Below are 10,972 nucleotides of genomic sequence, written 5' to 3'. Positions count from 1 at the left end.
CGACACGCTGACCTCCTCGACCACGGGCCATCAGTTGGTCGGCGGCGACGGCGATGACGTCTATGTCGTCGGCGACCCGAGCGTCACGATCACCGAAGCGGCCGGCCAAGGCTATGACGAGGTCCGCACGGGCTTTTCTGCGCTTAGCATCGCCAACTGGGCCAATGTCGAGCAATTGACCTATACCGGCACCGGCAACTTCAACGGCATCGGCAATAGCGGAAACAACATCATCGTCGGCGGCATCGGCAACGACGTGCTGACGGGCGGCGCCGGCGCGGACGTGCTCAATGGCGGCAACGGCACCGACACCGCCGGCTATTCGAACGCAGCTGCGGCGGTAACGATCAACCTGAAGACCGGCGTCCACACCGGCGATGCCACCGGTGACACCTTCATCAGCATCGAAAAGTTCATCGGCTCCGGCTTTGCCGACACCTTCATCGCCGATGCCAACGCCACCGATTTTAATGGCGGTTCCGGCACAGACACCATCGACTACTCCACCTCGACCGCTGCCGTGCAGGTCAATCTGACGGCAGGCACCGGCGCCGGTGGCGATGCCGAGGGCGACAGCTACGGCAGCATCGAAAAGGTGATCGGCACCGCCTTCAGCGACACGCTGACCTCCTCGACCTTGGGGCACCAGTTGGTCGGCGGCGACGGCGATGACGTCTATGTCGTCGGTGCCCAAAGTATCACGATCACCGAAGCGGCCGATGAAGGCATCGATGAGGTCCGGACAACGCTCCCCAGCTACACGCTAGGCCCCAACCTCGACAATCTTACCTACACCGGCTCCTTAAACTTCGTAGGAAATGGCAACGGCTTCGACAACGTTATTACCAGCGGCGCCGGGAACGATATGCTAACCGCCGGCGCCGGAAACGACACGGTGATCGGCAACGACGGCGCAGACAAAATCGATGGCGGTGATGACTCTGACACCTCCGTCTACGCCGGCTCTGATGAGGGTGTGAGCATAGACCTGGCAAACAACACGGCAGCCGGCGGATATGCCGACGGTGATGTGCTGATCGGCATTGAAAATCTCCTGGGGTCGCAATATGCTGACAGCCTGCTCGGCAGTTCGGCCGCAAACTGGCTCAACGGGCAGGACGGTGATGACACGCTGGATGGGCGCGAGGGCGACGATGTACTCATCGGCGGCGCCGGCGCGGACATCCTTATCGGCGGAACCGGTACAGACATGGCAAGCTATACGATGGCTTCGTCCGCTGTCTCGATCGATCTCGCTATCGGCGTTCACACCGGCGATGCTGCTGGAGACACCTTCGCTAGCATCGAGGAATGGCACGGCTCCAATTACGATGATGTCCTCGTCGGCAGCGCTTCCGGCGAGACCTTCCGCGGCGGTGCTGGGGATGATCTGCTCGACGGCGGTGCCGGCGCTGACATTCTCGATGGCGGCGCTGGTTTCGACTCGGCCGGCTATGCTGCGTCCTCTGCAGCGGTCTGCGTCGACCTTTCAACGAATGTCAACTCCGGTGGCGATGCCGAGGGCGATATTCTGCTTTCGATCGAATACATCGCCGGTTCGTCCTTCAATGATACGCTGATTTCTTCCACCACCGGACAGGTCTGGGAAGGCGGCCTCGGCGCCGATACAATCATCGGCGGCGCGGGCTTTGACACGTCGAGTTATCAAAGCTCGGCAAGCGGCATCTCTGTCAACCTCGACACCGGAACCGGAACCGGCGGCGATGCCGAGGGCGACATTCTGACGTCGATCAACCGCATCATCGGCACGGCCCACGCCGATACGCTCACCGCTTCAGCTCAACAGGTCCTCGAGGGCGGAAAGGGCGATGATGTCTACATCGTCGGCTCCGTAGACGTCGTAATCGTTGAAGACACTGGAGCAGGAACAGACGAAGTCCGCACCGCGATCGCAAACTTCGCGCTTGCCGCGAACGTGGAAAATCTCACCTACGCGGGGACGGGCTCGTTCACCGCTCAGGGCAACGCGCTTGCCAATGCCCTCACGGGAGGAGACGGAGATGATGTGCTAATCGGAGCCGGCGGCGCCGACACTCTCATCGGAGGCGCAGGCATCGACACCGCCAGCTACGCTACGGCCGGCGCTACAGTGACAATCGATCTGCAAACAGGTATTCACACGGGGGACGCCGCAGGCGACACCTTCTCCAGCATCGAGAAGTTCAGGGGGTCGAGTTACAACGACACCTTCGTGGCCGACAGCCCGGCAAATAATTTCGATGGCGGTAGCGGTATAGATACGGTCAACTACAGTGCATCAGCGTCGGCAGTAACCGTGAACCTCGCTACAGGCGTGAACAGCGGCGGTGATGCCGAAGGCGACATCCTCTTCTCCATCGAAAAGGTGGTCGGGTCGGCTTTCGATGACCACCTTACAGCTTCGGCGGGTGGCCAAGTCCTCCAAGGGGGTGCGGGCGACGACGTCTATGTCGTCAATGTTTCTTCCGTTACTGTGACCGAGTCGGCATCCAACGGCAATGACGCAGTCTATACCTCGCTGAGCTCCTATAGCTTGGGAAGCAACTTAGAGACTTTGATCTATACTGGAAGTGTCAATTTCATAGCGATCGGCAACTTGGGTAACAACACCATCGTGGCCGGCGGTGGCGACGACACGTTGCGCGGCGGAGGTGGTGGGGACTTGCTCGTTGGCGGCGCCGGAACGGACACGGCCAGCTATTCCAATGCTGGTATCGGCGTTGGCATCGACCTCGGAACCGGCATTCACACAGGCGATGCCGCAGGCGATACATTCGACAGCATCGAAGCCTTCCAGGGGTCGAATTATGCCGACGCCTTTGCTGATGGCAGCATTGCCACAACGTTCAGGGGCGGAAGCGGTGACGACAAATACGTCGTAGATTCTGCTTCGACAGTCATAATCGAGCTTTCTAGCGGGGGCTCGGACTCCGTCGAGACCACCTTAGCCATCTACGCCCTTGGCGCAAATGTCGAGAACCTGGATTATACGGGCACATCGTCCTTTATCGGCTCCGGAAATGATCTGGACAACTCTGTTTCCGGGAACGCCGGAAACGACATCTTGAACGGCGAAGCCGGACTGGATGTTCTCTTCGGCGGCAGCGGTGCCGATACCTTCGTCTTCGACAGCGCAAGCGAAGCGACGACAGCGGGACAGGGCGACCTGATCCAAGATTTTGCGCAGGCGCAGGGGGACTTGATTGATCTCAGCCAGCTCGGCTCCCTAAAGTTCGTGGGCACGGATGGATTCGCTAATACAGCCGGCGAGCTCCGTTATGAAGCGAGCGAGGGTCTGACTACTATCTTCGGTGACCTGGATGGTGACGGAACTGCCGATTTCCAGATCCAGCTCACCGGCTCCATCACGCTAACCGCAGCGGACTTCATGATCTGATCTAAACAACGAAGCGGTGCGGACGTCCATAGTCCGCGCCGCTCTTCACTCCGATGAAGCCTCCTCTTGATGCGCGAAAGCCGCACCTCTCGCAAGGTGCGGCTTTCTACCACTGGCCATTCCGAACGCGAGGGATCGTCGAATCCCTGGTACGACGCTGCCGATTAACGGAAGAGCTGGAGGATATTTTCCGAGCTGCTGTTCGCGATCGACAGCGATTGGATGGCGAGCTGCTGCTGCGTCTGCAGAGCCTTCAGTCGGGTCGATTCCTCGTTCATGTCGGCGTCGACGAGACGGCCGACGCCAGAGTCGATCGAGTCCGACAGTTTCGCGACGAAGTCCTCCTGCAGGCCGATGCGCATGGAGATCGAACCGAGCTCCGAGGCGGCGCTTGTCATGGCCTGAAGACCGGCCTCGACCAGCTTCAGCGCCTCGGCGATACCCTGGGTCTCATTGGCAGCAGTGAAGGCGCCGATATTGAGCGTATAGATAGATGAGGCACCGATCACGCTCGCGGCATCTACACCGGCCACGCTATCGTTGAAGTCCACGCCGGTCCAGGCCGATGCCGCGGTGCCGAGGATGCCGGTGGCGCTATCGATTGCGCCCGTCGCGTCGCCACCGAAGAGCACATTCATAGAGCCCGTCGCGGCCGCGGCTGTGGTACCATCGAGCGTGTAGGTCGTCGTCTTGACCGAGACAGCGCCGCTAGCGTCGCGCACGAAACCAGAGACGACGGAGACGTTAAGCGTCGCGGTTCCGGTGTTGAGACCGCCGGCGATCCAGTTTTCGCCCGAGAAAGAGGCGGATTGCCCGATCGACATCAACTGTTGCTGAAGCTGCGAAATTTCTTCCTGCACCTTCTTCTTGTCGACGCCTTCTTCGGTGGCGGCGACGATCTTCTTCTTGATTTCCTTCACGACTTCGATGGCCGATTCCATACCCGCGTACGCCGTATCGACCTTGGCGGCGCCGAGGCCGAGAGCGTCTTCTACAGCGGAGAGCGCCATGTTGTCGGAACGCATGGTGGTCGCGATCGACCAATAGGCGGCGTTGTCGGAAGCTTCGCCGACGCGCAGGCCGGAGGAGACGCGGCCCTGGGTGGTTTCCATGTTGGTGCCGATGGTCCGCAGCGTCTGGAGTGCGGACATGGCTGCGATGTTGGTAAGAATGCTTGTCATTTTTGAGTGCCCCTTAGTGGCTGATTAAGAAGGGACATTCCGGAGTGCACCGGGAAGCGACGGTCAGCGTCATGCCTGCTAACCACTTAATTTTCTTGGTTAACCCGCCGTTTCGATGGTGCTAGGAAACAGCAAGATGGTTAAGGAATACTGAAGCGAAATAAAAAACATGAAAAAGCCGCGACCGGGTTCGGTCGCGGCTCTTTTTCAGCGTTGCGGCACGGTCAGCCTCCGTGCCGGTTCGCCGATTAGCGGAAGAGCGACAGGATGTTCTGCGAGTCCGAATTGGCGATCGAGAGCGCCTGAATAGCGAGCTGCTGCTGCGTCTGCAGCGCCTTCAAGCGGGTCGACTCTTCGTTCATGTCGGCATCGACGAGGCGACCAATACCGCGCTCGATCGAGTCGCTGAGCTCGGCGACAAAGTCTTCCTGCAGGTCGATGCGGGTGGAGATCGAGCCCAGCGACGAAGCGGCGCTGGTCATTGCCGTCAGCGCGGATTCGACGTCAGTGAGCGCGTTGGCGAGCTGGGCCGCAGTCATGGCGGAAATATTGAGGGTTGCAACAGTGTTGCCGTTGGCTTGCGCCGTGCCGAGGACGCCGCCCGTGCCGGCAGTCGCGTCAGTGAAAAGGAGCGTGCCGTTGGCCGCATCCGTCAGCGCATAGTTGGTCGTCTTGACGGATACCGCACCAGCCGAATCGCGTACAAAACCGGTAACGACGGTCTTGGTCGCGGCAGCACCCGCGATCCAGTTTTCGCCATTGAACGAAGCCGATTGGGCCACGCTCAGCAGCTGTTCCTGGAGCTGATCGATTTCCCCCTGGACTTTCGCTGCGTCGACGCCCTCTTCTGTCGCGGCGACGATCTTTGCCTTGATTTCCGTGACGACATCGATTGCCGCTTGCATACCGGAATAGGCTGTATCGACCTTCGCGGCACCCATGCCGAGTGCGTCGGTCACGGACGACAGAGCGGCGTTGTCCGAGCGCATGGTGGTCGCGATCGACCAATAGGCGGCGTTGTCGGAAGCCGAGCCAACACGAAGGCCCGACGAAATCCGGTTCTGCGTGTCTTCCATGCCGGAAGAGATCGAACGCAGCGTCTGCAGCGCGGCCATTGCGGAGCTGTTGGTGAGAATGCTTGCCATATTCGTTGTCCCTTTTACGAAATACTGATGGGGGGACATACCGGACTAAAGAACGTTACCGGTCACGACGGCCCGGCATCATGCCACTCGGCTCCGCTCAACTCGTGAAGGACACCAAACCCGTCGTGTGAGGACGAAATTCGCAGCCATTCATTGCCAACTACTTAACCGGAAAGGCGCGTCTGAGCCCGCGCAAAAACGTGGTGAATCGCGCGTGAAATCCTATACTTAACGGAATCTTATTGCGGGCCGAGCGCGGCCGGAAAGGCGATGCGGACGCCTCCCCGGCTTGCGTCAGATGAACGATCGCACCAGGCTGCCGACGAGCAGGTTCCAGCCGTCGATCAGCACGAAAAAAAGGATCTTGAAGGGCAGCGAGATCGCCGTCGGCGGCAGCATCATCATGCCCATGGCCATGGTGATCGTCGAGACGATGAGGTCGATCACCAGGAATGGCAGCATGATCAGGAAGCCGATCTCGAAGCCGCGGCGGATTTCCGAGATCATGAAGGCGGGCACGACTGCGCGCAGATCAACCTTGTCGTCGACGACGACCGTCTGGCCTTTTTCCTTGGCAATATCGATGAAGAGCTGCAGGTCCTTGTCGCGAGTATTAGCGAGCATGAACTCGCGGAAAGGTTCCGCCATGCGCTGCATTGCGTCGGTCTCGGAGATCTCGTTCTTCAAGAGCGGATCGATGCCGTCGCGCCAGGCGCGGTCGAAGGTCGGCGCCATGACGTAGAAGGTCATGAAGAGTGCCAGCGACACCATGATCATATTGGAGGGCGTCGTCGCGAGCCCCATGCCCGAACGCAGGATCGCGAAGGCGATGACGAAGCGCGGGAAGCTCGTCACCATGATCAGGATCCCCGGTGCCACCGAAAGAACGGTCAGAAGACCGAAGGTGCGGATGATCCACGAGGCGACGGAGCCCTCGACCGGCGTGTTCAGGATATCGGCGGGAAACCCTTGAGCCCCGGCAATTCCCGACATCGCCATCATGGCGACTATAAAGGTGGCAATCCGGAGCATCAGCGAATCATTGGATGACGAAGGTGCGGAACATCACATTCGTTACGCGTCCCTCGGAGCGCAGGTCAACCCGCTCCTGGATGTCATCCCGGAGATATTGAAAGCCGCGCGGCCCCTGGATTTGCTGCAGCGACACGGTCTTGAGATAGGCGGCAATGTCCTGGTGTATCGTTTCCGCCAGCGTGACGTCGGGAGCGCCATCGAACTGAAGCGCGACTTCGAGGCGGACCCAGTTTTCTGACGGATAGGCGAGATTCGTCGTGATCGGCTCGAGCTCGACGATACCGTTTGCTTCCGTGGCGATCTTCGGAACCTCTTCCTCGCCGGTGGCGTTCGGCGCGATTTCGGCTGTCCCCGTCTTTTCCGCCGGTGGCGGCGCCAGCATCGCGCCGACGAGCCAGCCGCCACCGCCTGCGACGAGTGTCAGCACGGCCACGGCTGCAATGGTCATCACCAGCGAGGGGGACTTCGTTTCTTTGCTCTCGGTTTCTTCCATCGTGTCGTTCCGTACGGTCTCGTTCTCCGGGTTTCGTCGATCAAATCGGCGAGACGAGATCCACGACCTGCTGACCCCATGGCGGCTGCTGCACTTCCATCAGGCGGCCGCGACCGCCATAGGAGATGCGGGCTTCGGCGATGCGGTCGTAAGAGATGACGTTGTCTGCATCCACATCCCGCGGCCGGACGATGCCGGCGACGTTCAAGATGCGCAGTTCGTGGTTGACGCGCACTTCCTGGGAACCGCTGATCAGGAGGTTGCCGTTTTCGAGAACGCCGGTGACGACGGCGGCGACGAGCAGCCTGAGCTTCTCCGAGCGCTCCGTCTTGCCGTCGCCCTCGGTCTTGGTGTTCGAGCCGTATTCGAGATCGCCCGACCAGGCGAAGTCGCTCGTCTGCGACTCGCCGCGGGCGCCGAGATTGAAGCCGCTCGAGTTGGTTCGGCTGCGATCCGTCTCGTTTTCGAAGGACGCCTTGTCGTCGATCCTTATATCAACCGTCAGGATGTCGCCGATGTTGATCGCGCGCGCGTCCTTGAAGAGCGCCGCCTGCTGATCGTTCCAAAGCGAGTATCCATGTGTGACCTGGCGCGGCTGCTTCGGATACATGGCGAGCTGCGGTGTCTGCGTGTATTGCAGGCCGCTGCCGATCGGGCTCATGGAGGGCGCCCGTCCGATTTCGTTGAAGGCCTGGTTCTGGCACCCCGCCAGGAGACCTGCGGCCAGTACGGCCGTGATACGCGTTCTCATGATGGCTCCTTCGAGGTGTTGGGGTCGCTCGCGCTCGAGATGATGTTGGTGAGCACCGCTGCCTTGTCGTCGCTCATTTCGCTTAGGATCAGCGAAGACTGGCGCGGCGGCAGCTTCATGACGATCGCCGCGGCGATCTCAGGGCGCACCATCTCGAGCTTGCCCGCGGCGGCATCGGGCTTCATCGTCTTATAGATGTCGACAAGGCCCAGCTCCGCCTGCTTCAGGAAATCGTTGCGGCGCTTCAGCCAGTCCTCATATTCGGCACGGCGCTTCTCGAGCGTAGCGATGCGCCCGTCGACGCTCGCCTGCAGCGCCTCCAGGTCCTTGCGCTGCAGGAGATAGCGCTGGTCGCGTGCGGCGTCGGCGATATTGGTGCAGAACTTCTCGATTTCGCTTGCAGTGGCGTCTTCCGCCGGCGCCGCCGTCACGTCCTGCGCGAAGGCGCCCGGCATCGCCAACATCAGCGCGCCGGCGACCGAGGCGAGGAGAGGGCGGAGCGGAGTGCCGCGAAGATGGTCCAAATGTCCGGTCATTGCAGAACAAGCTCCGCCTGTAGGGCTCCCGCCGACTTGATGCTCTGGAGGATCGCGATGATCCCGTCCGGCTTGACGCCGATGCTGTTGAGGCCGGCGACGAGCTGACGAAGGCTCGACCCGTTGAGGATCGCCACCGTGCCGCCATCGGCCTGGGCCTCGATCGTCGTGTTGGGTTCGTAGGCCGTCTGGCCGCGCGAGAACGGCTCCGGCTGCACGATGGTCGGCGTTTCGGTGACCTGTACCGTCAGCGTACCGTAGCTCACCGCCACCTCGGAGACGCGGACATCCTGACCGATGACGATCGTTCCCGTCCGCTCGTTTATGACGACGCGAGCCGGCGCATCGGTCTCGATCACCAGACTCTCGACATCGGCCATCAGCCGCGCGAGATCCGCCATCTTCGGTTTCTGGACCAGGACCGATTGCGAGTCCAAGGCTTCGGCGATGCGGCCGCCGAACTGCGCTGCGGCATATTTGTTGATCGCCGCCGCCATGCCGACGGCCGTCGAAAAGTCGGGGTTGCGCAATTGCAGCACGAGGTTGAAACCGTCCTTGAACTTGGACGGCAATTCCCGCTCGATGATGGCGCCGTTCGGAACACGACCAGCCGTGGTCACGCCCTGCGACAGTTCAGCGGCTTCCCCTTGAGCGTTGAAGCCGCTGACGACGACGGAGCCCTGCGCCACAGCGTAGATCTGCCCGTCGGCGCCTGAAAGCGAGGTCATGACCAGCGTACCGCCGCGCAGCGACGTCGCATCGCCCAAGGAGCCGACGGTCACGTCGAGGCGACTGCCGGGGCTTGCGAAAGGCGCCAGCGTCGCGGTGACGAGGACCGCCGCCACGTTGCGCGTGCGCGACTGGCCGCCTTGGGTGGAGATGCCGAGATTCTGCAGCATTGCGCGGATGGACTGATCGGTGAAAGGCGAGGAGCGCAGGCTGTCGCCGGTTCCCTGCAGCCCCACGACCAGGCCGTAGCCGATGAGCTGGTTGTCCCGGCCCGCCTGCAGCGAGGCGACATCCTTGATGCGCGAGGCGGCATGGACAGGGGTCAGGGCCGCGGCAAAAGCCACCGCGAAGGTCAACAGCCAATTCAAGGCGCGCATCTTCATTTCGCCACCACATGGATCGTACCGTCCGCCATCACCGTTCCCGAAACGATGACGCCGGTATCAATGTTACGCACGCGGATCAGCTCGCCGACCGCAGCATCCTGCAGCGGAGAGCCAGCCGCCGTGATCATCAGTCCGCCGTTGTTGAAAACGAGCCGTATCGTGGAACCGCGCTCGACCGCGTATTGCTCGCGCAGCGCCGAGGCGAGGATCACACGCCCGGGAAGAAGGGTGCGCTTCGTCACCTTGCCTTCGATCTCCTCGAGCGAGCGCACATAGCCGTCGCGCAGATCCGGATTGGTGACGTCGACGACCTCCAGCATGCTCGCATCAAGCGCTTCGCCGGGATAGATCGTCTGCTTCGGGATGACCGCCGTTGGCGGCTCGGCGGAGGCGGCCGAAGGCGACAGGAAGGCGATGGCCATCGCGGCGAATGCGATGGTCCGCAGCCGGGCGGCGAGGCCGCTTCCGACAGCTGTCCTTTCGACGGATCGGCGAAACGTCATGTTTGCCTCCTCTTGCCCTTACCTGAGGTTCTTGCTCACCGTGGCCGCCATTTCGTCCGCGGCCTGAATGATTTTGGAGTTCATCTCGTAGGCGCGCTGGGCCGAGATCAGGTCGGTGATCTCCTTCACCGGATCCACGTTCGAGGCCTCGAGATAGTTCTGCTTGATCTGCGCGAAACCCGGGTCGGCCGGCGTACCGACGATCGGATCGCCCGAGGCCGGCGTCTGCCGGAAGAGGTTCTCGCCCATCGGCTCGAGGCCGGCCTCGTTGACGAAATTCGCGATCGTCAGCTGACCGATCTCCTGCAGTTCCGTGTCGTTGCCGATGCGCACCATCACCTGACCCGAGGAGGTGAAGGTGATTTCGGTCGCATCCTGCGGCACGGTGATGCCAGGGACCACGGTGTAGCCGTCGATGGTGACGAGCTGGCCGGTGGCATTGGTGTTGAAGGCGCCGGAGCGCGTATAGACCGTCTCGCCGTCCGGAGTCTCGATCTGGAACCAGCCGCGACCGACGAGCGCGAGATCGTAGTCGTTGCCGGTATTGACGAGGCTGCCCTGGATATGGAGGTTGCGGACGGCGGCGGTCTGCACGCCGAGCCCGATGATCGCGCCTTCCGGCACGATCGCCTGGTTGGAACGGTTCGGCACGCCCTGGGCGCGCTCGGTCTGGTAAAGCAGGTCCGAAAACTCGGCGCGCGCCCGCTTGTAGCCCGTCGTGTTGATGTTCGCGATGTTGTTCGCGATGACCTCGAGGTTCAGTTGTTGGGCGCTCATGCCCGTGGCGGCGATGGAAAGGGCCTTCATGTCTCGTTC

The 10,972-nt window shown here is 61.5% G+C and carries 10 protein-coding genes; 1 reads left to right on the top strand and 9 read right to left on the bottom strand.

The window, feature by feature from the left end:
• Positions 1-34: 34 nt before the first annotated feature.
• Positions 35-3,397, top strand: a complete 3,363-nt coding sequence (locus AYK65_RS33450; protein ID WP_210190400.1) for a calcium-binding protein — start codon at positions 35-37, stop codon at positions 3,395-3,397.
• Positions 3,398-3,561: 164 nt separating this feature from the next.
• On the opposite strand, the gene AYK65_RS03240 is transcribed toward AYK65_RS33450, so the two are convergent.
• The 9 genes from AYK65_RS03240 to flgG form a co-directional block, all read right to left on the bottom strand.
• Positions 3,562-4,578, bottom strand: coding sequence for a flagellin N-terminal helical domain-containing protein (locus AYK65_RS03240; protein ID WP_046119788.1), 1,017 nt, complete (start codon positions 4,576-4,578; stop codon positions 3,562-3,564).
• Between the two features lie 248 nt (positions 4,579-4,826).
• Complete coding sequence (locus tag AYK65_RS03235) at positions 4,827-5,723, bottom strand: flagellin N-terminal helical domain-containing protein (RefSeq protein ID WP_046119789.1); 897 nt, start codon at positions 5,721-5,723, stop codon at positions 4,827-4,829.
• A gap of 294 nt (positions 5,724-6,017) precedes the next feature.
• Positions 6,018-6,755: a flagellar type III secretion system pore protein FliP gene (fliP, locus tag AYK65_RS03230; protein ID WP_046119790.1), complete on the bottom strand. Its 738-nt coding sequence runs from the start codon at positions 6,753-6,755 to the stop codon at positions 6,018-6,020.
• A 7-nt stretch (positions 6,756-6,762) separates the two neighbouring features.
• A complete protein-coding gene (locus tag AYK65_RS03225) occupies positions 6,763-7,251 on the bottom strand; it encodes a flagellar basal body-associated FliL family protein (RefSeq protein ID WP_046119791.1) in 489 nt (162 codons plus the stop codon).
• A gap of 40 nt (positions 7,252-7,291) precedes the next feature.
• On the bottom strand, positions 7,292-8,002 hold the full coding sequence (gene flgH, locus AYK65_RS03220) for a flagellar basal body L-ring protein FlgH (RefSeq protein ID WP_046119792.1): 711 nt from the start codon (positions 8,000-8,002) through the stop codon (positions 7,292-7,294).
• Positions 7,999-8,538, bottom strand: coding sequence for a MotE family protein (locus tag AYK65_RS03215; protein WP_046119793.1), 540 nt, complete (start codon positions 8,536-8,538; stop codon positions 7,999-8,001). The genes flgH and AYK65_RS03215 overlap by 4 nt, the downstream gene beginning before the upstream one ends.
• Positions 8,535-9,650, bottom strand: coding sequence for a flagellar basal body P-ring protein FlgI (locus AYK65_RS03210; protein WP_046119794.1), 1,116 nt, complete (start codon positions 9,648-9,650; stop codon positions 8,535-8,537). The genes AYK65_RS03215 and AYK65_RS03210 overlap by 4 nt, the downstream gene beginning before the upstream one ends.
• A complete protein-coding gene (flgA, locus tag AYK65_RS03205) occupies positions 9,647-10,156 on the bottom strand; it encodes a flagellar basal body P-ring formation chaperone FlgA (protein ID WP_046119795.1) in 510 nt (169 codons plus the stop codon). Before flgA ends, AYK65_RS03210 begins: the two co-directional genes overlap by 4 nt.
• 18 nt (positions 10,157-10,174) lie before the next feature.
• Positions 10,175-10,963 (bottom strand): flagellar basal-body rod protein FlgG, encoded by a 789-nt coding sequence (gene flgG, locus AYK65_RS03200; RefSeq protein ID WP_081157901.1) that lies wholly within the window; start codon positions 10,961-10,963, stop codon positions 10,175-10,177.
• Positions 10,964-10,972: the final 9 nt, after the last annotated feature.

The organism is Ensifer aridi, from assembly GCF_002078505.1.
GTDB lineage: Bacteria > Pseudomonadota > Alphaproteobacteria > Rhizobiales > Rhizobiaceae > Sinorhizobium > Sinorhizobium aridi.
Note: the sequence above shows the minus strand (reverse complement) of the source record. Positions and strands in the feature narration are given on the sequence as shown.

Excerpts from the sequence above, each read along its gene's own strand:
- AYK65_RS03240 (WP_046119788.1), bottom strand. The coding sequence starts at position 4,578 with ATGACAAGCATTCTTACCAACATCGCAGCCATGTCCGCACTCCAGACG.
- AYK65_RS03235 (WP_046119789.1), bottom strand. The coding sequence starts at position 5,723 with ATGGCAAGCATTCTCACCAACAGCTCCGCAATGGCCGCGCTGCAGACG.
- fliP (WP_046119790.1), bottom strand. The coding sequence starts at position 6,755 with ATGCTCCGGATTGCCACCTTTATAGTCGCCATGATGGCGATGTCGGGA.
- AYK65_RS03225 (WP_046119791.1), bottom strand. The coding sequence starts at position 7,251 with ATGGAAGAAACCGAGAGCAAAGAAACGAAGTCCCCCTCGCTGGTGATG.
- flgH (WP_046119792.1), bottom strand. The coding sequence starts at position 8,002 with ATGAGAACGCGTATCACGGCCGTACTGGCCGCAGGTCTCCTGGCGGGG.
- AYK65_RS03215 (WP_046119793.1), bottom strand. The coding sequence starts at position 8,538 with ATGACCGGACATTTGGACCATCTTCGCGGCACTCCGCTCCGCCCTCTC.
- AYK65_RS03210 (WP_046119794.1), bottom strand. The coding sequence starts at position 9,650 with ATGAAGATGCGCGCCTTGAATTGGCTGTTGACCTTCGCGGTGGCTTTT.
- flgA (WP_046119795.1), bottom strand. The coding sequence starts at position 10,156 with ATGACGTTTCGCCGATCCGTCGAAAGGACAGCTGTCGGAAGCGGCCTC.
- flgG (WP_081157901.1), bottom strand. The coding sequence starts at position 10,963 with ATGAAGGCCCTTTCCATCGCCGCCACGGGCATGAGCGCCCAACAACTG.